Raw genomic sequence first — 22,449 nt, forward strand, 5'->3', positions numbered from 1 at the left:
TGCTTCTCGAAGGCGTAGTTCAGGTTCTCTTTCGCTGCCGGCAGCGAGTCGAGATTGGCGGCATAGGTGAGCTTGTCGATGTTGACCACGCGGGCGTGACTGTCGCGCAGGAGATGACGCACCACGGCTGAACCAATGAAGCCGGCGCCGCCGGTGACAAAAATAGTCGAGCCCTTAAAGCGCATGATCTATCGCCTCCATGCAGTGGAATCAGCCCTGATACGAGCGGGCAACGGACTTCAGATACTCGCCGTAGCTGCTTTTCGCGGTCTTCTCGGCCACCTTCTCGAACGCTTGAAGCGAGATGTAGCCCTGCCGCAGCGCGATCTCTTCGGGGCAGGCGATGCGCAAGCCCTGGCGCTGCTCAAGGATCTGGACGAAATGGCTGGCCTCGACCAGCGAGGAATGCGTGCCGGTATCGAGCCAGGCAAAGCCGCGGCCGAGCACCTCGACATAGAGATCGCCGCGCTCGAGATAGGCGTTATTGACGTCGGTGATCTCGATCTCGCCGCGGGCCGACGGCTTGATCCGAGCCGCGATCTCGACGACGTCGTTGTCATAAAAGTATAGCCCGGTGACGGCTACGTTGGACTTTGGCAGTTTCGGCTTCTCTTCGATCGAGAGCGCGCGGCCGGTGTGATCGAGTTCGACGACCCCATATTGCTCAGGCGTATTGACGACGTAGCCGAACACGGTCGCGCCCTCCTTGCGGGAGGAAGCGGCGGAGAGCATCTCCGGCAACCCATGCCCGTAGAAAATGTTATCGCCTAACACAAGCGCGACCGAGTCCGAGCCGATGAAGTCGCGGCCCACGATGAAGGCGTCGGCAAGCCCGCGCGGCGTCTCCTGCGTGGCATAGGAAAAGCGCAAGCCGATCTCGCTGCCGTCCCCGAGCAGCCGCTGAAACAGCGGCTTGTCTTGCGGCGTCGAAATGATCAAAATGTCCCGAATTCCGCCCAACATCAGCGTCGACAGCGGATAATAGATCATCGGCTTGTCGAAAACGGGCAGAAGCTGCTTTGATACGACCGTCGTCACTGGGTAAAGGCGTGAGCCCGTCCCGCCGGCGAGGATAATGCCCTTCATAGCCCCTCACGTTTTGCTATCACAAAACATAACATATAATGTGAAGTGCACAAGGTTGTTATCAATGCAGTGATAGCATCGTGAGCCAGCAATTTCGAAGTGTTGTAAAATGAATGTCATCCAGACCGAGCTTCCCGAAGTCCTCATCATCGAACCCAAGCTGTTCGGCGATCAGCGCGGCTTTTTCCTCGAAACTTATCAGTCCTTCCGTTACGCCGAGCACGGGATCGCGCGGCCTTTCGTGCAGGACAACATGTCACGCTCGAGCTTTGGCGTGCTGCGCGGGCTGCATCTGCAGAATCCGGTTACGCAGGGAAAACTGGTCACCGCGCTGCGCGGCAAGGTGCTGGATGTCGCCGTCGACGTGCGGGTCGGCAGCCCGAATTTTGGACGCCATGTTGCCGTCGAATTGAGCGAAGAGAACAGGCGACAACTCTGGGTCCCCCGTGGCTTCGCGCACGGCTTTGTCGTTCTCTCCGAAACCGCCGACTTTTTCTACAAATGCGACGATCTTTACAGTCCCAAGGATGAGGTCTCGATCCGCTGGGACGATCCCGCGATCGGCATCAACTGGGGCGTCGAAAAGCCGTCTTTGTCGGCCAAGGACGCCGTGGCGCCGCTGTTAGCCGACGTGAAAAACCTTCCAGTCTATGGGCAAATCTGATGCGGATCTTGTTGACGGGTACCAATGGCCAGGTGGGCGGCGCATTGCAGCCGCTGCTGGCGAAGCATGGCACGATCATCGCGCCGCCCCGCGCGGAGTTTGACCTATCTAAGCCTGAGACGCTCGCTGAGAGGCTCGACAATTTCCGACCAGATCTCATCATCAACCCTGCCGCCTATACCGCGGTGGATCGCGCCGAAGACGAACGCGAACTCGCCTTCCTCGTCAACGCCAAGGCGCCGGAGATGATCGCGAAATGGGCGGCACAGCATCGCGTGCCGCTGGTCCATTTCTCCACCGACTATGTCTTCGACGGCTCTGGCGACAAGCCGTGGCGCGAGGACAGTCCCACGAACCCGCTCTCAGTCTATGGCGCCAGCAAGCTGGCCGGCGACGCGGCGATCCAGTCGGCCGGCGGGCCGCATCTGATCGCGCGCACGTCCTGGGTCTATGCCGCCAAGGGAGCCAACTTCCTGCGTACGATCGCGCGGCTGGCCGGCGAGCGCAAAGAGCTGCGCATCGTCGCCGACCAGATCGGCGCCCCGACGTCGGCGAGCGCGATTGCCGACGCGATCGCCGGCATCGTGCCGCCAAACCTTTCGGACTTGAACGCGCTGCTTGTGCGCAACAGCGGCGTGGTTAACCTTGTCTGCGCCGGCGAGACCAGTTGGCATGGCTTCGCGAGCGCCATCGTCGCCGGCCTGAAGTCGCGCGGTGTGGAGCTCGCCGTAGAGTCTATCGTTCCGATCGCGGCCGCCGATTTTCCGACCAAGGCCAAGCGGCCTGGTAATTCTCGGCTCGATTTGTCGCGGCTGAAAAATCAGTTTGGAATGACCACGCCGGCCTGGCAGGATGCCTTGACAGCGGAGCTCGAGGAGTTCGCCGCCATGCAGCAAGCACCGGCGAGCCGCTGACGACGGATTTAGCCTCGTCGGCGGAGGGCTTTCTTTGCGAAGGCCGATCGGCTCCAGTGCAGTTCGGTCGACTTGTAGCGGACCGGGCAGTGGATTCCGACGGAGCGCTGCAGCTCTCCGAGGTTCATAACCTGCGTTCTTCGGAGTAGGCCTACCGGTCGCTGCGCCGCCCACTCTTGAGCAAACGCACGAGTCAACAGTCCGGGACCGGTCGACAGCCAAATGAGGTCGCGATCACCGCGGCGCATCGCCGCCGCAGCAAGCTCCAGCGCCCGAGCCAGCACCGGATGCTCCGGCGTTGCCGCGATGAAATTGTTGCCGATGGAGCCGTAATTTTCCTGATGAACAACCAGCGTCGCATCGGGCCGAATGAAGCTGTCGACCGGCACCAGGCAACGATCGTCCGCGTCGGCATAGATTCCGCCACGAGCAACCAGGAATGCCAGACGGAAGATGTCCGCCTTTTGTGCAGGGAATGGCGCGCGGAAATAGGCGTCCACGATCTCGCGTCCGTAATGTTCGTTCAGGAACGCAAACGCCTTCTGATCGTCAAAACATGTCCACTGATACGTCGGATGAAGCTCTTGCCATGACTTCATTAGGTTGCGGACGTCCTCTGGGGGCGTAACATCCCAGAACTGCGCGATCGTAGAGGGAATGGCACGCTTCAGGGAGCTCTCGACAGTTGCTTCCTGCTGAAACTGGCCGGTCTGGCGCAGCGCGATCGCGGCGATGATCGCTGCGGGCGTATAGTCCGGGTATTGCTTGATCAATTCCCTCAACGGCTCGAATTGTGAATCGAGCGGACGAAGGCGGATGTGGCGCAGCGTCGCCAGAGCCTCACTATCGAGCAGAAATTCATCGAGCAGCTGGCCGACATGGTTCTGCGATGGGCTGAGCGACTGCCCCCGCAGCAACAATGACGATTGGCTCACTTGGATGAAGGCGCCGAGCGCGGCACGGGCGGCATCGACGTCGAGATTCATGAGGGCGGCGCGGGCGAGCTCGAAGTGCGACCAGGCATCTCCGGAATTCAAACGGATCGACTGCCGATAAAGCGAAATCGCCTCTTCGTAGCGGAACTGCGCCTCGGCAAGCTGTCCGCCGAGCAGGGCCACGCGGGCCTCAGCGACCGTGTCCGATGCCGGCGCCTGTTGCAGGAGACGCGCGGCAGCGTCGTACTGGCCCGTCATCGTTGCAATCTGCACTTTGTGGGACCACAACCAGAAATTCGGCCGCGATGCTTCGGCGAGCGCGTCATCGAGCACTTCCTGGGCCCTCGTCCAGTCGCGCATATGCCTGAGAAGCTCAACCTCGACGCCCGCAATTTCAGGGTGAGGACCAAGGCACTCGCGCGCCTCCGTCACGACTTGGAACGCCCGATCGCGCTCGCCAAGCTCAAAGCAGGCGCGCGCTTCCCCCAGCCGACCCCAGACGCTTGTCGGATGCGTCTTGCCAGCCCGCCGATACAGCGCAAGCGCCGTATCGGCATCGTCACTCTGCAAGGCGATGTCGGCCAGAGCAAGCAGCGCGTCGAGGTGATCGACTTCGATATCCAGCGCCTTTTCTAGCCATTGTCTGGCGACATTCGGGCGGCCAAGGGCACGCTCTTCGGCGGCAGCTTCGACCATGGCCTGCGCACTGTTTGGGTCAAGCCTCAGCAACTCCGAAAAGGCGGCAAGAGCCTCAGATCGGCGTTCCTGGCGACGCAGCAGTTGCCCGCGCTGCAGCAACGCCCGCGCATCGGCCCGACTGACGGCGAGAACTTCATCGAGCAGCATTTCGGCTTCTTCAAACCGCCCGACGTCGCGAAGCTCGATCGCGATGTCGGTCAGGCGAGATATATTCGTCGGATCCGCCTTCGAAGCGCGGCGGAAAAACGCCAAAGCCTGCTTGCGATCGCCCTGACGCCGACGGATATTGCCCAGCGCGGCGAGACTGTCGGCATGCTCCGGCTGTCTGGAGATGAGTTCCAGCAAAAGTTCGGCGGCTTCTTCCAGGCGGTATCCAGCCTCCAAAAGGTGCGCCAGCGCGATACGCGCACCGTGATTGCCCGGCTCCCGGCGAAGAGCTTTACGTAAAGCTTCTTCCGCCTCGCCAGCGCACTCAAGGCGACGGAGGGCATAGCTCAGACCGACCAACGCCGCCGCGTTGCCTGGTGATCGATCGAGCGCGCCGCGAAACCGCTGCTCGGCCTCGGCTGGTCGACCAAGACGGAGCAGAGTATGTCCCGCTTCGATCAAGCCGTTTGGGTGAGAGGGATCATCGCGGGCGGCTTCGTCGAACGCGTCAAGTGCCTGCTCGACCTTGCCGGAATCGCGCATGGCATAACCGAGGCCAAGATGAGCTTCGGGGCTTCGGGGCCACTCGCGCAGAACCTCCCTGAATTCGGAGATGGCGTCGCCGAAGCGTTTCAAGTTCCGAAGGCAGTGACAAACCTCGAGGCGAATATGGAAGGCCTTTGGGCTCACTTCCTTCGCGCGGGTAAACAGCACGAGCGCATTTTCATGACTGCCACGCTGCCGTTCGACGAGACCGAGCGCGTGCAAGGCTCCGATATTGGTTGGTTCGATCTCAAGAATTCTCTCGAAGCAGACCTGCGCAGCTTCAAGAGAATTTGCCTTGCGATGAGTCCACCCAAGGGCATTCAGCGCGCTGATATTGAGGGGCGCCTCCTGCAGAACCTTTTCAAGGACCTTGCTCGCCTCGTCGATGAGGTCGGTTTCGCGAAGAAGATGCCCAAGCTCGATTCTGAAGCCGAGATTGGCAGAATCGAGTTCCGCAAGTTTTCGGAAAGTGTCGAGTGCTTCGACTGCCGAGCCGGTTTGCCGCAACAAACGCGCAAGCGTCAACAGATGGGCAGTGTTATTGGGATCTTGCGCGACTATGTCACGCAGCGCGGTGACGGCCTCCTCGGTCCGGCCGAGATCGCGCAGCATGCGCGCAACTTCAATATGTGGTCTGGTGTCTCTCGGATTGGTGCGTGCTGCAGCCTGGAATGCTGCGAGCGCATCCTCGTTCCTGCTCAAGGATTTCAGTGCATAGCCCAGTCCTTCGTTGGCACCGGCATGACCGGGCTCAAGTTGCAGGACTCGCTGGAACGATTGTGCGGCACCTTCGAACTCCCCCAGATGTCGCAGGGTATGACCGAGGCCGATCAAGGCCGGCTTGTTATCTGGATCCAGCGCGAGCGAGCGCTCGAACATGGAGCGTGCCTGAGGGATCTGTGCCAGGTGCAGGTGATCATAGCCGCTTTCAACGGTTGCAAAGACGTTGGAAGGGTCGCTCTCCGTCGCGCTGAGGAATGCGGCGAGCGAAGCTCTGCGATCGCCCGTCGCTCGAATTCGCCGGCCTTGCTCGATAAGCATTTTTACCGGCTGTCCGTCATTCATGCTGGGTGTGACCCCAGCATTTGAATTGACAGATCGAGCACATCAGCCAAGCGAAACGGTCTTCAAGATCGAGCATGACAGAAAAGTGACGGATAATCAGCTAAACGACGGGTGTATGCCTAGGATCAGGCGGCTAAAACAACAACGATCGTTTGTTAAAAGCAGATCGAAAAGACGGCTTAATCGTGGAGGGCGATGCAATTCATTATCCGCTGGCAACGGTCGGATTTATTGCGGCAAACTTGTCACGAAATGTCCAAGAGCCATTGCGCAAGTTTTCCCGGCGCGTGAGACGAGCCGGCGGGGCAGTGTAAGCTTGATCGTTTCGCCATGAGCGCCTCGCGAGGTGTTCGGCCGTACGTGCTCTTAAAGGCCCGATTGAATGCGGGAATGCTGCGAAATCCGTAGCGGTAGGCGATCGGAGCTATTCGTCTGTTGCCGAGTCCCCCAGCCGTGATCTCCTGTTGAACGCGGACGAGGCGGCGTGCGCGGATGTAGGATGCAACACCGCCAGTTGGTTCAAAGAGACGATACAAAGAGGCACGGGATAGGCCAAACGTCTTGACCAGACTGTCGGCGCTCAGGTCCTTCGCCGCAAGATGATTCTCAATGTAGCGGCTGATGATAGCAAAGCTGTCGAGAGGCAGCGAATTCGAAGGCTCAACAGGGGAATTGCGTCTCGCCGCCGAGGTCAGTATCTGCACCGCCAGCAGCGCAATGCCCGACGCGATTTCATCCATCTCCGCGGCAGTGACAAGATCGACCTGTGCAAGCATGGCCTGCAAGGCTGCGGAGACCACGGAAGCGCCCGGGGCGGCCGCCTTGGCCAGCGTGGCATGTCTGCCGGTCAGATCGGCGAACTTCGCTGGCAGGCTTGCTCGCGGTATCCAGAGCGTCAGGTCAGCACTGGGACCGTTATCGGTGCCGCGGATCAGCCGAACCGGCGCCTGAAGGTCCAGCAAAAGCAAATCCCCGGCGCGGGCAGTCACTGTGCCTCCACGATGATGCATTTCGACAAAGCCGCCCATCACGACTTGGAGGGCGAAGTGATCGAGTGCGCGGCCTGAGACCGCCGTTGCCCCTCGGACAAGCTCGGCATGCGCGCAGCTAGTCTGGCTAAGCACAAAGATTCGACCGGCCCAGATCTCTTGCGATCCTCCGGGGCCGAGGAGGGGGACTTTATTACTTACATAAATGGGATGATAGGTGGCGAGCCACGTCTGCGCTTCTTCCCGATCGCCGGCTTGCTTCCACCGGTACGATCTAATCATCATCTCCAATAATCTTTCAAAGCTAATATTATCAGTGGTGATCGATAAGCGAATTTGCAGATTATCGCAATATTTTGCCGAACCGTCTCAACAGCCCCTTTTCGGATTGCGCAAAGGTTATCGGAACGCTAACGTGTTTTTATAATGTTAACTTAGCCATAACATTCAGAGTGAGGGGTTCGATGGCGACTAGCGAGACGTTTCACTACGCCTACGCATTGGCCAACGGCGGTAAGGCGGGCTACCGAATTGACGACGCTAATCCGAAGACTGATTTTGTGGACTACGTGGCGGGCGGCGTGAAGGTCAAAGATCCGAACGGCGGTGATATCTTTGCCGGCGACAAGATCAAGGTCGCGAAGATTGGCGCCGATTTGGGTGACCTTGAGACAGGAAAATACACTTTCGTTGGCGCAGCGACCGTTCAGGATCACGGCAACACGATCAGCGGGATTATCATCCTGGACAGCGATGGACGTTCGTTTTTTTTGACCGACACCCAGTATTCGGGCAAGCTGAATGGGCATAACGGTGATGTGACCATTACCAGCGGCAGTACGACCATCTGCTTCATGGCCGGTACTCTGATTGGCACACCGGCTGGCGAAGTACCCGTTGAGACTTTGACGTGCGGTGACAAGGTCTTAACTCAGGATGGTGGAGTCGCGACGGTCGACTGGCTCGGCATTCAGACGGTTTCGACGAGGTTCGCCGACAGGATGCGCGTCCTGCCGATCCGCATCAAGGCCGGCGCACTAGCTGAGGGCGTACCCTCCCGGGATCTCCTGATTTCGCCGGACCATGCGGTCCTCGTCGATGGTGCTCTGATTCAGGCGGGCGCGCTAGTCAACGGCACGTCTATCGTCCGTGAGCACAATGTACCGACGACCTTTACCTATTATCATGTGGAGGTCGAGGATCACTCGTTGATTCTCGCCGAGAGCACGCCGGCCGAGACGTTCGTCGACAACATCGAGCGGTTGCATTTCGACAATTGGGCCGAGCACGAGGCCCTTTATCCAAACGGTAAATCGATCAGGGAGTTGCCGTACCCGCGCGCGAAGTCGCACCGTCAGGTGCCTGTTCAGACGCGCATTATGCTTGCCGCCCGGGTGCAAGCGATCGGCGCCAGCCAAACTGCTGCCGAGGTGGCGTAAGATCTGTTGAAGCCTCACGGTTGACCGAGACAAGCCGGCCGCTGTCCCGCCCGTCCGTGCGAAAGGGCAATATCCTTCGCCGACGTCATCGGGGCGGCGGTTCGGGCGAGCTTGGTGCTGTGGCCGGCGCTGCCGCTAAAATCCTGGCGGTATGTCGCGTGCAGGCGGAAGATTGTTGAACCTGGGGGCGCGTGGTCCCGGGGGCCAAGCCAGGCCGCTGTAGGGGACTCCATCGCGTGAGAGCTGCGGGTTGTAGGTCGGGTCGTCATTGAGCAACTCGCCCCAGCGCGCGCGAAGCAGACTGAGCTCACGCTCGAACCGGTCTCGGCGGTCCGCCCGATCGTCCTTGCCCCGGCTGGCGGATTCGGCATGGACCAGCTTCGCATGCGGCGTGAAGACAATGCGCTTGCCGGTTTGGCGCAGGCGGAGACAATAGTCGACATCGTTGAATGCGACCGCGAAGCGGGCTTCGTCCATTCCGCCGACGGCAAGATAATCTTTACGTCGGGTCACGAGGCAGGCCGCGGTTAGCGCACTGCATTCGTGCGCGACGAGTAGCTGATCAACGAAACCGGGATCATTGCCAAATCTATCGGTGTATGCGTGGGTCGCCGCGAAGTTCATTCCCAATACGACGCCGCCATGCTGCACAACGCCACCGGGCCAGGTTAAGAGCGCGCCGACGGCGCCGACGTCCGGCTCGGCCAGCCGCGTCAGCATCTCTTCAAGCCAGTCGTCCGAGCTTGCCTCGATATCGTTGTTGAGAAGACATAAGACGTCACTGCCGAGCATCGCAGCGGCTTGATTGTTGAGCCTTGCGAAGTTGAACGACCCCTCGATCCGCAAAGTCCGGATGCCGTGTCGGCGCAGATCTGCGAAATAATCGATCGTCTCGTGGTCGGCACTATCGTTGTCGACGACGAGGATATCGGCACGGCAGCGCTCGACCGCGGGCGCAATGCTGTCGAGGCAGGTGCGCAACAGCGAGAGGCGGTCGCGGGTCGGGATGATCACGGTCACCCGCTCGTGCGGGATCGGTCGCTTGATTCGGACCGCGGGGAAGAGATTGCCTTGCTGCTGGCTCACCTCCGCCCCAATGCCGCGCGCCCGCAAATGCATGTGGCTCGCGGCGGAAAGCCGAGAGGCGGCATTCACCCGATTGAGTTTCGGCAGCGTCGCCAAGGCTCCCGGCAAGTGTAGGATGTTCGCCTGTCGTGGATCGGTATGATCGAGCAGGCAGTTGAAAAGCCGATAGAGATTGTCGGGACGAGCCTCAAGCCCGGCAAGCAGCGCTTCTCGTCGGACCGCGAACAGGTGCGCACAATACCCTTGCTCGAGCATTCTCTCGTAGTCGAACGCCGGAAAGGCAAGCGGCCAGAGCCGGCCGTCGTCAGCGAGGAAGTCGAGATCGCCGTACACGGCCGTAGCGTCCGGATAGGCGTCAAATGCGGCTGCGATGCGAGCCAACGCGCTCGGTTCGAGCGATATGCCTGCCATGGTGACGACGATATGTTCCGCATCGGATGCGGCGTCTTCGAGAAATTCCAGGAGGGCTTCGCTGTCGACGGAAAGCGGCTGACCATCGATCACGCCTGCGGTCCAGTTCTCGTGGCTCTGCGTTTCCAGGGTGGAGAGCGTTTGCTGAGTTCCGGCGGTGCCGGCGATAACGACAGCCAGTTGAAGCCGGCTCGTCTGCGGTTCGGGCAACGGGAAGCGATCGCGCCAATTGGCATAGTCGGCGAGAGGAAGCGAGGCCGGAATGAGCCGATCGTACAATTTGCCGCGGAGGCGTTCGGCGCCGTGACCCCCGATCGCGTCAATCATTCCGGCAAGGCCATCGGGAAACGCGACAAAGACGGCCGTTGCCGGAACCGGCTCGCCGTCGTCTTTGCGCAATCCAATCCTATGGACACGTCCGTCGGCGAAGCGCTGCGGGACATGGAAATCGAAAGCGCGGGCGTTGCGGGATCCTTGCCCGTTGGCATTGTCGCCGATGTGCGTCCAGGCCGTCGCGCGGACCTGTGCGACAGTTTCTCCATCGACGATCGCTTCAAGCGTGGCAGCGATTTCGCTGTCGATCCAGCCTTCGAAATGCAAACCACCGAGCCAGCGCAATTCGCTGCTCGGTCGAAGATCGACAAGTGTGCTTTCATTCTCCAGGTCGATGGGGTGGCCGATGGGGGTTCCGAGATTGGCGAGGCGTGCCTCAAGGACGCTCGCGGCTTGGAGCAGGTCCGGTTCGAGTGTCACCGCGAATCCGTAAGCGCCATCCAGTCCTTGCTCAAAGAGCTCCGGGACGAGGGAATCGGCGTACGTCGTTCTCAGGACCAGACCATCGAGCAGGATATCGACGGTGAAGCGGCGCTCCGGAGCCTCAGGATCGAACACGAAGCCCGATACCGTACTGTCGTGAGCGAGCGCGAGCCGGCTGATCAGTTTCGGTTTGGCCGCCGGTGCGGTGCGGGTGACGCGCGCGATGCTCATGATTGTTCGACCCAATCGACCACCGCATCGACAAGTCCTGCCTCGTCTACGTTGGCAGGAAGGGCAAGGTCACCTTTGCGCGGTTTGGGCGATCCGCCCGACCAGTCGCGATATGCGACAGGTCTTAAAGCTTGCTTTACAGTCTCAATCAGCGGATGGCCGAATATTGGTTCTTCGAAATCGGTGAGCAGCCAGCCCGGATCATGCGGTGCCAGAACATCGCCAAGCTCGCCGGCTGCAATCGCGCCGGTTATGAAGACATTTGGGTACGACATCAGGCGATCGTCGTCATACGTCGTGCCAGCGATAACGATCGATCGGGATGGTTCCCGCCGTTGCAGGCAATCCGCCAGGCTCCGCATCACGCGCAAGGATGCGGGCGAGGGCGCAGATGGAACGATGACAAGCGATTTTCGCGAGCCGGAAAGCAGCGGCAGGTCGAGCGACCGGGTTGGCCAATGCTGGGCGACGATGTTGCGTTTGGGCCAACGAGCCTTGGCAAAAGCCTTGGCCGCTTCGCTGGGAACAAGGAGGGGCGTCCCGTCGGGAAGCGAGACAGCCGCTTCGCCAAGGTTTCCTCTCACCAGCCAGAAATTGAGCGGAAGGTTGAGTGCCCGCATCAGATTGATCAGTTCCAGCAACGGATTCGGCTCGACGATGTCGACGCGTTTTGCACGCAGCCGTGTAAGGAGCTCGGCGGCGTCGGCGATGTCCGCTTCGCTGCCGAGCTTCAAATGAATCGATTGCGGGCTCGTGCCGTCCGCGGCCTTGAGATGGAAGACATCGCGCTCTCGCAAGAGCAGAACCACGCGCTCGCCATGCTGGCGGAGGTGGCGCGCTCGCTCCTCGGCTATGGCTGCGCAGGAGCGTTGATTCCCGACGATCAGCACGGATGGTTCTGACGACCAGGGCAGCGCGCGCTCAAGCGCTGCGCGCGCCGGTCGTAGCGGATCGGCGGTCTCAAACGCGCGGCATTCGTTCCGATGGTTCGGGAATCGCTGGTCCAGAACACCCAGATTGCGAAGCACCAGGCTTCGCTTCTCGTGCTGGAAGGATTTCGAGCCGTGATGCCCGACATAGACCGACGGCGCGCAAACATTGCGAAAGCCCTTGGCGCGCGCGCGAAGGCAGAGGTCGACATCTTCGAGATAGCCGCGCTCAAACGTTTCCGACAGCCCGCCTACGGCATCGAGACAGGCGCGCGTGATATAGAGACAAAACCCGATGCCGCTTGGCACGTCGATTGCATCGCCGGCGTCGGCAACACCCGCGATACGATCGATCTCGAGTATTTGCTCATAGCTCGGCATCGGATTGACGTCATTCGGCATCGGGAACGAAAAGATGTCACCGTTGTTGGAAAGCGGCGTGATCGTCCCGATGTTGGGTGCCGAACGCGCCACGGCCGCCAATCGATCAACAAAGCCGGGTGCTGCGACGGTGTCGGAGTTCAGCAACACGACGTCGCCCGTCGGCACCTCCTCCAGCGCACGATTGATCGCTCCGACGAAGCCAAGGTTTACCGCGTTCACAACAAGGTCGATCGTGTCGGCCGCGGCAAGCTCTTGGAGATAGCGCCGCAACTCCACCTCGGGGCTGGCATCATCGACGGCCAGAATGCGGAACGGCTCGCTTCTCGACGCACCCGAAGCTCTTGCCTTAACGAGGCTTTCAAAGCAGTCGATCGTTGCCTGTACGTCCCGATAGACGGGAACGATGACGGTGGGGGCGGAGGTGCGAGGCCTTGGCCGAGCGGAGGGATGCGCGTGTGCTCGGACCCGCGCCGGCGGCGACAGGTTGGGTGCGAGCCGCCGGATCTGGAAGATCTCGCCATCGCATTTCAACGTCAGCGTCTGAGGGGTCCTGGATGGTGGCCGCCTAACGAGAAAGGCGGTCGCCTGAACGTCCCTGCTGGCCAAGGGATGAAATGAGTTGGGCTCGAGCAGGCTCGTTAACGTGCCGTCTTCGGTCGCAAGGCTCGCTTCGACTGTGGCCGCCTTGGTCCAGGCGACCCAGCCTGTCACGTGATTGTCAAACACCGAGCAGGCGGCCCAGTGCCGATCCCCAGCACGCCGGAGCTCAGCGATGGCAGCTCGCAGGATGGCCGGATTGCCGTCACGGCTTATCAGATTGGCAGCCGCGCCCCGCCGCCGATCGTCCGTGGCCCAGGCAAGCATTCGACGGTTGGCGCCGACGTCGGAAGGGTCGACAAGAAGCGCTTCGGTGAGGTCGGCGAGCGCCGCTTCGCCGCGTCCAAGCTTCCAGTTCGCCTCCGCGCGGAGAATGAAGCAATGGGCGGCCGGCGGCGGTTCAATACGGCAGCGTCGATCCGCATATTTGAACGCTGTGATAAAGTCTTGAGCGGTCAGCGCCTGCGCCGCCAGGCGCTCGAGCGCGATATGTGAGCGAGGTCCGACGAGCGCTGGGGCGTCAATGACGGTGCCGAGAACCATTTAACCGTGCCCTGACCGATTGCGGTCGCTTGCCGGCGCTCCGAAGTCTCAGTGTCCGGATCGCTTCAGGTAACCGGACTCTCTTGGCGCGGCCGGCTGCGGAACACACGGACCCGCCCCGAACCGGCAGGCTTTCGCGGCTTCGCAGGCGCTGCGACCTGTTCCGCGGCTGCAATCCGTTCGATGCCAATGCGAATGCCAACGAGAGGTTCGCGATTGGTCGGACCCGACAGCACCACGCGTTTGCCGACCGCGCGCAAGGTCGGTGCGTTCAAGAACCCTGCCTCCGCGACGAACTCTAATTCGTCGGTGCCGCTCATTTCCAGGACCACGCCCGTAATGGGCAGGGCCCGCCCGCGTGTACCGGCGTAGGCGCCGAGCGGGACCATTCTGCCGCTCCCGGCCTGACCGTTGGCGAACTGAACCGCATAGCGGATATCAAGACCGACCGGCTTCTCCGGCCATTCCAGGGCCACCCCTTCCACGCGGGACGGTGCCGTTGGACCTGCAATCCATGCGTTGGGTCCGACAGTGACGTCGCCGCGACCCGCCACGTGGCCAAGCACCTTCAGGCCTTCCGTCGTGGCATTGGCATGCAAGCCCAGGCTTTCGCTTTGCGCCGTGACGACGTGGGCTCGGCCGGATTGGATCGGTTCAATGCGAACCACGGCGGCTTGCGATCCTCCAAGTCGCATGGGCTGGACTTGGACCTGCAAAGTGCCGGGCGTGTTGACTCGGACCACCAAGCCGGAATTCGGCTCCCAAAGGGTTGGCTCGGTCGCATCAGGGTGCAGGATGATCTCCATCCGCCTTTCGTGGCCTACCGCCGGTGCGACCGTAACATGAGGTGGAGAGAGGGAGTCTTCGGCACTCCTGTAATTCACGAAGAACAGTCCGCGGTCGAGGTTCACCACTTTCTGCTGCTCAGCGTCGCTCATCAAAACCCCCGAACAAATCGTAACAATTGTAATCTACTTCGGTTAGCGAGCATATCATATGTGGTCGCCCAAAAGTTAGACATGTTTGTTATCGTGAACTCAACAAACTTCGGGGCAAATGTGGCTAAGCAGGCCATGCAACCAAAGATCGCAGTTCACGATTTTTCGCCTTTCAGTCTTGGGTGTTGCAACCAGACGTGCTCCGGCGCGCCGAAAGGCAGCGGCGAGAGCCATCCAAGACGCTTGAGGCGAGAATGATGTGACTGCCAACTCGGCCTTGCCGAAGCGCCAAGCCGGTTATCCACAGCAAGACACCTGCTCCGTCAGCAAAGGCAAGTCAAGGAAGCGCCCTCAAGCGTGAGGACGAGCGCCAATGAGTGGATCCTGACGACGAGAGAGAGCGACGGATGTACTCAGTCTCTGCACTCAATAATGCCACCATCCGGCGGAGCCTGTCGTTTTCATCTCTCAGCAGTGCGATGGAGTCGGCGATGTTCTCAGCGCTGCACAGATCGAGATGCCGGATTTGCGGTTGGCGGTCGGAAGGAGGTCGTTTGAATTTCATAGCGTTGCCCACACGCTTGCCCTTGCATTCCTGAGACTACACTGAGTTTCAACATTTGGATGCCCAAAGCAAAACCAAAAGTTGCATGGAGTTGCGACTAATCGACGAATTTTGGGGCAGGAAGATGTCAGATGGAACGAAAGCTTTTTGCTGATGCAGAATTGCAGCATTCTAATCATAGGGAACTTTGTCACCACATAGTGCGAATGCCGAACTATCGTTCGGCGATTAGCGATTGATGGTTCGCTGCAGGAAATTCTTGCTATAAACACGACGCGCAAGCTTCAGTCCGTTCTCGATTGATCGTACTGCTTGAAGCAGACAGGCGACAGCATCGTCGATGAAGATTTTATTCGTTCACAATAACTTCCCGGCACAGTACCGCAATCTGGCGGCTGCGTTGGCTAACGAACCCGGCTTCGAGCTCGTTGCTGTCGGTGCATCGAGCGCGCAGCCGATGCCTTCGGTTAAGTTGATTAAATATATGCTCCCCGAAGCAGATGTTTCCGGAACCCATCCTTTCGCTAGGCGATTCGACCTTGAGTGCCGCCGCGCTGAGCAAGTGCTTTACAGTCTTTCGACCTTGGCGGCGTCGGGCTTCGCCCCGGACTTGATTCTGGCCCACCCGGGATGGGGAGAGACCCTGCCACTGCGCACGATGTTCCCCAAGGCAAGATTGTTCGTCTATTGCGAGTTCTTTTACGGCGCCGAGGGGCGGGACATCGGATTCGATCCGGAATTTCCGATGTCCGGACTGGATGGTCATATCGGACTGCAGTTGAAGAATGCGACGACATTGCTGGCGCTGGCAGATTGCGACCTCGGAATCTCGCCTACCACTTGGCAGCAATCGACCTTTCCCTCGCATTATCAAAGCAAGATCGAAGTGATTCATGAAGGAATTGATACATCGCGCGTGCGGCCAGATCCGCGGGCGCGCCTGATGCTGCCGAATGGCCGGGAAGTACGTTCGTCGGATGAGATTGTGACGTTTGTCGTACGCAATCTCGAACCGCTCAGGGGCTACCACGTCTTCATGCGTGCTCTCCCCGAAATCCTCAGGCGGCGGCCCAACGCGCAGATCGTCATCATCGGCAGGGATGGATTATCGTATGGACTTCCTCCGCCGGCCGGCAAGACCTGGAAGTCGATCTTTCTCGACGAGGTCCGCGATCAGTTGGATCTGTCGCGCGTTCATTTCATGGGAGGCGTCCCATATCAGACATTCATTTCAGCGCTCCAGGTATCATCGGCACATGTCTATTTGACTTATCCCTTCGTGCTGTCCTGGTCGGCGCTGGAAGCTATGAGCGCCGGTTGTTTGGTGATTGGGTCTGATACGGAGCCGGTGCGCGAAGTCATCAGTTCCGGCGAGAATGGTTTGCTGGTTCCATTTTTTGCGGTCGATGAGCTCGCCGAACGCGTGATTGAAGCGCTGCAGGAACCCGCGAAGTTCTCGTCGATGAGGCAGGCCGCCCGCCGCTTCGTCATCGATCACTATGACGCAGAGCAGGTCTGCATACCGCGAATGCGTCGCCTTCTCGATTTGAGGGCGCCCTCGGTGCCGTCAGCGCGGAACTTTTGGCCGGGGCGCTCGCCGTCAGACTTGTCGAAAGGCACCAAGCGTGCTTCCCGGAAATCGTCCGCCGCGGCGGGATTGGGAATGTCAGGCGAAGAGGGCGCTGGCCTTTCGTAGGCCGCGCGGCACGCGGGACTCTATCCAAGACATCTATTTTCCGATGCGTCGAAAATGGCGACGTCGACCTTTATCTGTGCAGGCCGTCCGAAACGGTTGAGAGCGGTCGCAGGCATGTTGCTACGTTTGGCTCATCGACGGCACACCTATTTCGAGAAGTTCGTCCTCGCGGTGACACAGGCGTGATGATGACGGCCCTGAACGATCAATCGATCGCGAGCGACTACGAACATCGCCGTATGCGCAGACAACCCAGCGAAGTCAGGCGCGATGAGTGTGACTACTCTCGGCAACGTGATGGTATGAGAAAAATCATATAATTGACGTGGACATCGTCGGTCATATCTCCACGAACAGCAGAACAATGATGTGGCCGGCATAGGGAGGCGTTCGCAGCGTTCGTCACCGATCGCTGCGCCGCGACGTTTTTGATCGCAACGAGAGGACTCTAGGTGCGATCGGCCTGCCCGCAAAATAATCATCGCGGAGATCAAAATTAATGCTGCACCGGTGATCTGGTGGCACGTGATTTGCGAGCTTCGCGACCAGCATACTGGAGTTGGGTATCGGATATGATCGCAGCACAGATTGGTCGTGGAATGAGTACGGATTGCAAGCAGCCAGCGCTTCTTATTCTTGCTGTCGTGCTGTCAATTTTTGCATTCGGGTCCGCCCGCGCTCACGATTCTGGGCACCCCGAATTGAACCATTGGTATGAGAGCTTGCACAGCGGCAAGGGCCCATGCTGTGACGGCACAGATGCGAAGCGCGTCGATGACGCCGATTGGGAAAGCAAGGATGGTCACTATCGGGTGCGCATCGATGGCGAATGGGTCGACGTTCCCAGGGAAGCTGTCGTAGATGGGCCGAACCTCTCGGGGCGGACGATGGTGTGGCCCTACTATCAAGATGGTCATCCGAAACCGCGATGCTTCATGCCGGGCAGCATGAGTTGAATCGACCGCGCAGTTCGACCAACTTGTGCTGACATGACCGAACGAGTTCGCGCAGGGGGCGCGATGACCGAGCCTGCCCGGCTTACGGATGAGCCCGCGTCGCCGTAGGGCTCGACGTTGACGCTTCCGCAGGCCGAAGCGCCAACTGTGCCGCTGAAGTAAACACGCGGGACCGCATGAGAAGGGTGGCGACGAGGCCGGTAATCCCCGACGCAGCCAGGATCATGGCAACGACCACGAATTGGTAGATGGCGGCGTAGACCGGACTCGCGCCGGAGACCATCATGCCGGCCATGACCCCGGGGATCCACACCAAACCGAGAGACTTCAGCATATCGAGCCGAGGCAGAAGGCTCGCATAGACCGCGCTCTGAAGATAAGGCGTAACCGTAACGGCGGGCTCTGCGCCCAGCGAGAGGCTTGCCTCGATCTGTCCGACATGGGCGACGATCTCGGCCCGGAAGCGCTCGGCCGCCTGCGCGCATGCATTCATCGCATTGGCGATGATCATGCTGCCGACAGGCACGAGGATCGCGATGTCGGCCCGAAGGCTCCGGGTCACCAGCATCGCCGCGATCACGGTTCCGGCGCCGGCGCCGATCGCCCAGAAGCACAGCAGCAGCGCGCCTTCCATTTTCTGGAGGCGGCGAGCTGCCGTGAATGCCGCGGCGACCGTCATCATCAGCAGGATAAGAGTGCCGATCAGCAAGCTGCCTTGGAGCAACACCGCCAGCACCATCCCAACGAGAACCATCTGTATGAGTCCACGTGCCATCGATACGGCGGCCTCGCGCTCGACGCGGACGGCGTGCCACCGGCAAAGCGCCACCACGGCGGCGCACAGCGCGATGGCGCCGGCGGCTTGGGCAAGGCCCATCAACACTTCGCTGCCTATGCTGCTCTCCAACTCAGTCAGCATGCAGCACCTCCCTGGTTGCGCCGATCGCGACAAGTCGGCCCGCTTCCATGATCATGGTTCTGTCCGCGAGACGGATGGCTTGCTCACGGTTGTGCGTGACGATCACGCAGGCCATTCGCCGTTCTCGGATGATGCCGAGAATGAGCTCCTCGACCCCGCGCACGGACGCCTCATCGAGCGCGGAGGTCGGCTCGTCGAGCAGCAGAACCTCAGGAGCATTCGCCAGCGTTCGAGCCAGCGCCACGCGCTGGGCCTCGCCGCCGGAAAGGTTGCCGACATCACGGTCGGCGAATCCGGATAAGCCGACTCGCTCGAGCAGCGTTGCGATCTGCGTCGGCGCCATGACTTCCCCGCGCTGGCGCGGTCCGAAAGCGATGTTCGCAGAGATTGTGCCGGGAAACAGAAAGGCCGTTTGCATGACCATGCCGACGCGCCGCCGCAACTCCTGCGGCGCAATTGACCGGTAGTCCGTAGACGTCAGCAGAACCGTGCCGGCCGTAGGCTCGTCCAGCCGGTTGAGCAGCCGCAGGAACGATGACTTCCCGGCCCCGCTCGCGCCGACGACGGCGAGAATCTCACCCGCACAGACTTGTACACTGATGTCATTGACGAGCAGCCGTTGTCCGACGCTCCGCGACAGATGCCTGGTTTCCAGCATCGCAATCGCTGGCTGAGGACGGTTCTCGCCTTGGCGGGATGCGCGCGCGAACGCGGTCGCGTCGTCAGGATCGTTCGATAGGGCAGGGTTCGTCACGGGGCCTCTTTCGACGCAATGCGCTGATCCATCAAAATGGTGGCGGCTTCGGCTGCGATGGCTTCGGGCCGAAAGCCCGCGCGGTGTCTCGCTGTGGGCGATCAACCCTGGATAACGCGAGTTGCCGCGCATATTCGTGGTCGCTGGCCTCCTTGTATGGAGAACTAGTCAGCGAGGCAAGAAACGCGACCAGATCATCAATCTCGGCCTCCGTCATGGCCAACGGCTGGATGTCTTCGTCGAGCCAGGGGTCGGCGCGGCCGTCGCCCTTGTTGTAGTGATCGACGACGTCCCACAAGGTTTGCATCGATCCGTCGTGGAAGTAGGGCCCCGTCACCAGTATATTGCGCAAGTCAGGCGTCTTGAATGCGGCGATGTCGCTCTGCCGTTTCGTGATCAGAAAACGTCCCAGGACCGACATCTCGCTCGCGATCGCCGCGGCGTCGACATCCGGCAGGCGTCCTTGCGCAAGCTCGCGTTCCGCCTGCTGCGCCAAGGGACCTACGTGGTGCCGGAGGATTCCGATGCCGATGTTGTGGAAGTCGTTGTCGGTAAAGACAGTCACGTCGCGTTTGTTGTCCGCCAAGGCGTGGCAAAGGTTGCAGCGTGCCTTGGTATTGAACAATTCCCAGCCGCGTTTAGCCGAGTCGCTGATAGCGCCGGCGTCTCCGGCGATGAAATGGTCAAACGGAGAATCGAAAGACGCCAGTGTCCGTTCATAGGTCGCGATCGCGCGCAGCAGGTCCTGTTCGTTCACGTCGCGGCCGAAGGCCTGCATGAATTGCACTTGATAGTCCTTGTCGCCAGCGATCCTGGACACGGCAGCGGCGATACTGGACGAACCCATCTCGAACGGGTTGGTGATCGGCAGGGCCGCTTGCTGCTCCAGCGTGTCGACCCGGCCATCCCAAAACTGCGTCTTGTTATAAAGTGCGTTCAGCACGGTTGGAGCATTGCGTTGTCCGGCACGGCCATGGATTCCGATCGACACGGGCCGTCCATCGGTGAAGGCGCGCGCCGGATCGTGACATGTGGCGCACGCGACGGTGCCGTCATCCGACAGCCGGCCGTCGAAGAACAGCTTCTCACCCAACGCAACCGCGGCAGGCGTAAGCGGGCTGGCTGGTGGGATAGCCGATGCCGTCAGCGCCGCGGGAAAGCCGACCTGATTTGACGAGCGGGGCTCAGCGAGCGGCCCCTGCTGGGGCAGTGGGGGTGCCTTGCCCGGCTCCAGCGCCGGCGGTGGTCCGGTATCTTCGCTGACGGTCGAAGCCGCAGTCGCCGACAGAGTAGGCAACAGGAGTAACAAGGCCGCGAATGACGTGGCGCGCATCCGATATGCCTTTGCCGTTGCGCTGAGCAGATATTCCAAAGAAGGTGGATTCAGGACAACTTCGTCCTCGCGAGGAGGCGAGGCACGACCTTGCGGGCGGTCGGCCGTCCCTTCGGCATTCGCAAGGCACCGCTATTGCGGTAAACGTGTGGCGGTGGCCTGTATTTCCGATCCGCACGCAGGTTTGTCCGAACGAACGCACGGCCCGGAAGCGATCGTTCTACTGCTTCAGACGGGCAGACGCGTCCGCGATGTGCTGCGCGCTCGCGCGTAGCGCTGCCTGTTCCTGCCGGCTCATCTGCGGCGTGAGAACGCGCTCGACACCGGCTGCTCCGATCACGGAGGGCAGGGAGAGGCTGACCTCAAATGCTTTTTGGGGGCTCGACACCGGAAGAACAACCTTCTCATCCCCGAGGACCGCCTCGGCGATCCGGGCGGATACGATTCCGATCCCGTACTGGCTGGCGCCGATCCCCTCGATGATCGTGATGTTGGCCTGCCGGACATCCCGTTCAATCTGCACTTTCGTTTCCGCCGGTCGATCGAAAAGTGTCTCGACCGGACTGCCTGCAATTCGGGCGGAGGACCAGAGAAAGACGCTCGAAGTGCCGTGTTCGCCGAGCACGAGAGCATCTACGGCGGTTGGAGCAACGCCGAAGTGACGGGCAAGATGAGTCCGGAAGCGCAGGCTGTCAAGGAACGTACCGGTGCCGAACACGCGTTCATGCCCGGCAGCGTCGCGGGCGACATCGGTGAGCGGGTCCGGCGGATCGGTGACGACAATGATCACGGCATCCGGCGCGGCAGCGACGATGGCAGGAACCAGTTCCCTGTAGATCTTGGCATTGGCGGTGAGGAGCTTCAGACGGCCTTCCTTGTCGCTCCGGTCGGTTGCGCCTCCGGTCTTTTCGTTGACGCCGGCAGTGAGGAGAACGACCGAGCAACCGGTCAGATCGGCGATGTCGCCGCTGCGAACGGCGGTCACGTCGCCGATCGCCGCTCCATAGGTGATATCCGTGGCGATCCCGACGCTCTTTGCCGGTGTTCTGTTCACGAGGACGACTTCGTCCGCGCTGCGCCGAAGACTTAGCGCCATCGCGCAGGCGGCGCCGACCGCGCCGGCCCCGACAATTCCGACTTTCCGCATGCTCTATTGCTCCTGCGCAGGTATCGGACAAAGGCCCTTCCGCCACATGAGTATAGTGGCAGCGTGCCGAGCTATAAAGCGAGTGCACCGGTGCTTCATCGCAAGTGTCGTGCTTATTTGAAAGGCCAACGCATGAGGCAGACGACAGTCCGTCGTGCGGATGAATTCACCAGCTAAGGCGATTGCGCGCCGATACGCTCGAACTGCCGTTCCTCGTCTCGGGTGGCGAGCAGGGCGGCGAGCGTGGCGCATTGAGTGCGGATATCGGGAATCGCAATGATCTCGCAGAACGCGGCGCGGGTGAGTGGACCCACGGCGAATAGCCGCATCCGCATTTGACCGGCCGAGGCGGAAAGCTGGAACTACGTACGATTCTCGGCGAACCTCTCGGAGGCCTCTGCGGCAGTGAATCGCTGTGACAGATCGTCGACGATGCGTTCGAATAGCTGGTCAGCTTGAGCAGGATCAAAATCCATCCTGAATCGCTTCTTTGCGCCGAACCGCGTGAGATCGTAATGGCTTGCTGCTTGGACACCGTGTCGCGTCAGGCAACTCTGAACACATTTGAGCGCGCAGCCGTCGATCGCGACTATTGGCCGCCCCGAGGTCGCAACTCGTACAAGCGAAGGAACGTCGCCTCCGACCCCTGCGATGCAGGACATTTCCGCTTTCCCGGTTCGATCCAGTCGAATGGCGAGATGGTTCGCCAGTTGAGCAGCG

The 22,449-nt window shown here is 60.6% G+C and carries 17 protein-coding genes and 1 pseudogene; 5 read left to right on the plus strand and 13 right to left on the minus strand.

Going from position 1 to position 22,449, the window contains the following annotated elements:
• On the minus strand, positions 1 to 185 hold a 185-nt coding region (locus OZ411_RS10305; protein ID WP_282527841.1), incomplete at its 3' end, for an NAD-dependent epimerase/dehydratase family protein.
• 25 nt (positions 186 to 210) lie between these two features.
• Entirely contained in the window at positions 211 to 1,086 is an 876-nt protein-coding gene (gene rfbA, locus OZ411_RS10310) for a glucose-1-phosphate thymidylyltransferase RfbA (RefSeq protein ID WP_282527842.1), read from the minus strand.
• A 109-nt stretch (positions 1,087 to 1,195) separates the two neighbouring features.
• On the opposite strand from rfbA, the gene rfbC reads away from it, so the two are divergent.
• Together rfbC and rfbD are read left to right on the plus strand one after the other, a co-directional pair.
• Positions 1,196 to 1,750, plus strand: coding sequence for a dTDP-4-dehydrorhamnose 3,5-epimerase (rfbC, locus tag OZ411_RS10315; protein WP_028164743.1), 555 nt, complete (start codon positions 1,196 to 1,198; stop codon positions 1,748 to 1,750).
• Positions 1,750 to 2,664, plus strand: a complete 915-nt coding sequence (gene rfbD, locus OZ411_RS10320) for a dTDP-4-dehydrorhamnose reductase (protein WP_282527843.1) — start codon at positions 1,750 to 1,752, stop codon at positions 2,662 to 2,664. The genes rfbC and rfbD overlap by 1 nt, the downstream gene beginning before the upstream one ends.
• Positions 2,665 to 2,672: 8 nt before the next feature.
• Here rfbD and OZ411_RS10325 read toward each other — a convergent pair whose 3' ends face one another.
• Together OZ411_RS10325 and OZ411_RS10330 are read right to left on the minus strand one after the other, a co-directional pair.
• The gene (locus OZ411_RS10325; protein WP_282527844.1) at positions 2,673 to 6,056 is read right to left on the minus strand and encodes a tetratricopeptide repeat protein; all 3,384 of its coding nucleotides are present in this window, start codon (positions 6,054 to 6,056) and stop codon (positions 2,673 to 2,675) included.
• Positions 6,057 to 6,301: 245 nt separating this feature from the next.
• Entirely contained in the window at positions 6,302 to 7,330 is a 1,029-nt protein-coding gene (locus OZ411_RS10330) for a helix-turn-helix domain-containing protein (RefSeq protein WP_282527921.1), read from the minus strand.
• A gap of 179 nt (positions 7,331 to 7,509) precedes the next feature.
• On the opposite strand from OZ411_RS10330, the gene OZ411_RS10335 reads away from it, so the two are divergent.
• On the plus strand, positions 7,510 to 8,484 hold the full coding sequence (locus tag OZ411_RS10335; RefSeq protein ID WP_282527845.1) for a Hint domain-containing protein: 975 nt from the start codon (positions 7,510 to 7,512) through the stop codon (positions 8,482 to 8,484).
• Between the two features lie 135 nt (positions 8,485 to 8,619).
• Here the strand turns inward: OZ411_RS10335 and OZ411_RS10340 are convergent, their stop codons facing one another.
• The 4 genes and pseudogenes from OZ411_RS10340 to OZ411_RS10355 form a co-directional block, all read right to left on the minus strand.
• On the minus strand, positions 8,620 to 10,968 hold the full coding sequence (locus OZ411_RS10340; RefSeq protein ID WP_282527846.1) for a glycosyltransferase family 2 protein: 2,349 nt from the start codon (positions 10,966 to 10,968) through the stop codon (positions 8,620 to 8,622).
• On the minus strand, positions 10,965 to 11,858 hold the full coding sequence (locus OZ411_RS10345) for a hypothetical protein (protein ID WP_282527928.1): 894 nt from the start codon (positions 11,856 to 11,858) through the stop codon (positions 10,965 to 10,967). Before OZ411_RS10345 ends, OZ411_RS10340 begins: the two co-directional genes overlap by 4 nt.
• 216 nt (positions 11,859 to 12,074) lie before the next feature.
• Positions 12,075 to 13,145, minus strand: a pseudogene (locus OZ411_RS10350) (glycosyltransferase); the annotation flags it as partial.
• A gap of 341 nt (positions 13,146 to 13,486) precedes the next feature.
• Positions 13,487 to 14,359: a hypothetical protein gene (locus OZ411_RS10355; RefSeq protein ID WP_130576518.1), complete on the minus strand. Its 873-nt coding sequence runs from the start codon at positions 14,357 to 14,359 to the stop codon at positions 13,487 to 13,489.
• Positions 14,360 to 15,264: 905 nt separating this feature from the next.
• On the opposite strand from OZ411_RS10355, the gene OZ411_RS10360 reads away from it, so the two are divergent.
• Both OZ411_RS10360 and OZ411_RS10365 read left to right on the plus strand, forming a co-directional pair.
• Positions 15,265 to 16,620 (plus strand): glycosyltransferase family 4 protein, encoded by a 1,356-nt coding sequence (locus OZ411_RS10360; protein ID WP_130576520.1) that lies wholly within the window; start codon positions 15,265 to 15,267, stop codon positions 16,618 to 16,620.
• Positions 16,621 to 17,192: 572 nt separating this feature from the next.
• Complete coding sequence (locus OZ411_RS10365) at positions 17,193 to 17,576, plus strand: hypothetical protein (RefSeq protein ID WP_245475590.1); 384 nt, start codon at positions 17,193 to 17,195, stop codon at positions 17,574 to 17,576.
• Positions 17,577 to 17,658: 82 nt separating this feature from the next.
• Here OZ411_RS10365 and OZ411_RS10370 read toward each other — a convergent pair whose 3' ends face one another.
• The 5 genes from OZ411_RS10370 to OZ411_RS10390 all read right to left on the minus strand — a co-directional run bounded on the left by OZ411_RS10370 (position 17,659) and on the right by OZ411_RS10390 (position 22,043).
• A complete protein-coding gene (locus OZ411_RS10370; protein WP_282527847.1) occupies positions 17,659 to 18,495 on the minus strand; it encodes an ABC transporter permease in 837 nt (278 codons plus the stop codon).
• Entirely contained in the window at positions 18,485 to 19,153 is a 669-nt protein-coding gene (locus OZ411_RS10375) for a phosphate ABC transporter ATP-binding protein (protein ID WP_282527848.1), read from the minus strand. The genes OZ411_RS10370 and OZ411_RS10375 overlap by 11 nt, the downstream gene beginning before the upstream one ends.
• A 127-nt stretch (positions 19,154 to 19,280) precedes the next feature.
• A complete protein-coding gene (locus tag OZ411_RS10380) occupies positions 19,281 to 20,582 on the minus strand; it encodes a cytochrome c peroxidase (protein ID WP_282527849.1) in 1,302 nt (433 codons plus the stop codon).
• 220 nt (positions 20,583 to 20,802) lie between these two features.
• A complete protein-coding gene (locus OZ411_RS10385; protein ID WP_130576523.1) occupies positions 20,803 to 21,729 on the minus strand; it encodes a lactate dehydrogenase in 927 nt (308 codons plus the stop codon).
• A 173-nt stretch (positions 21,730 to 21,902) separates the two neighbouring features.
• Positions 21,903 to 22,043, minus strand: a complete 141-nt coding sequence (locus OZ411_RS10390) for a hypothetical protein (protein ID WP_165420928.1) — start codon at positions 22,041 to 22,043, stop codon at positions 21,903 to 21,905.
• Positions 22,044 to 22,449: the final 406 nt, after the last annotated feature.

The organism is Bradyrhizobium sp. Arg237L (assembly GCF_029990105.1).
Classification (GTDB): domain Bacteria; phylum Pseudomonadota; class Alphaproteobacteria; order Rhizobiales; family Xanthobacteraceae; genus Bradyrhizobium.

Excerpts from the sequence above, each read along its gene's own strand:
- rfbA (WP_282527842.1), bottom strand. The coding sequence starts at position 1,086 with ATGAAGGGCATTATCCTCGCCGGCGGGACGGGCTCACGCCTTTACCCA.
- rfbC (WP_028164743.1), top strand. The coding sequence starts at position 1,196 with ATGAATGTCATCCAGACCGAGCTTCCCGAAGTCCTCATCATCGAACCC.
- rfbD (WP_282527843.1), top strand. The coding sequence starts at position 1,750 with ATGCGGATCTTGTTGACGGGTACCAATGGCCAGGTGGGCGGCGCATTG.
- OZ411_RS10325 (WP_282527844.1), bottom strand. The coding sequence starts at position 6,056 with ATGAATGACGGACAGCCGGTAAAAATGCTTATCGAGCAAGGCCGGCGA.
- OZ411_RS10330 (WP_282527921.1), bottom strand. The coding sequence starts at position 7,330 with ATGATGATTAGATCGTACCGGTGGAAGCAAGCCGGCGATCGGGAAGAA.
- OZ411_RS10335 (WP_282527845.1), top strand. The coding sequence starts at position 7,510 with ATGGCGACTAGCGAGACGTTTCACTACGCCTACGCATTGGCCAACGGC.
- OZ411_RS10340 (WP_282527846.1), bottom strand. The coding sequence starts at position 10,968 with ATGAGCATCGCGCGCGTCACCCGCACCGCACCGGCGGCCAAACCGAAA.
- OZ411_RS10355 (WP_130576518.1), bottom strand. The coding sequence starts at position 14,359 with ATGAGCGACGCTGAGCAGCAGAAAGTGGTGAACCTCGACCGCGGACTG.
- OZ411_RS10360 (WP_130576520.1), top strand. The coding sequence starts at position 15,265 with ATGAAGATTTTATTCGTTCACAATAACTTCCCGGCACAGTACCGCAAT.
- OZ411_RS10365 (WP_245475590.1), top strand. The coding sequence starts at position 17,193 with ATGATCGCAGCACAGATTGGTCGTGGAATGAGTACGGATTGCAAGCAG.
- OZ411_RS10370 (WP_282527847.1), bottom strand. The coding sequence starts at position 18,495 with ATGCTGACTGAGTTGGAGAGCAGCATAGGCAGCGAAGTGTTGATGGGC.
- OZ411_RS10375 (WP_282527848.1), bottom strand. The coding sequence starts at position 19,153 with ATGCTGGAAACCAGGCATCTGTCGCGGAGCGTCGGACAACGGCTGCTC.
- OZ411_RS10380 (WP_282527849.1), bottom strand. The coding sequence starts at position 20,582 with ATGCGCGCCACGTCATTCGCGGCCTTGTTACTCCTGTTGCCTACTCTG.
- OZ411_RS10385 (WP_130576523.1), bottom strand. The coding sequence starts at position 21,729 with ATGCGGAAAGTCGGAATTGTCGGGGCCGGCGCGGTCGGCGCCGCCTGC.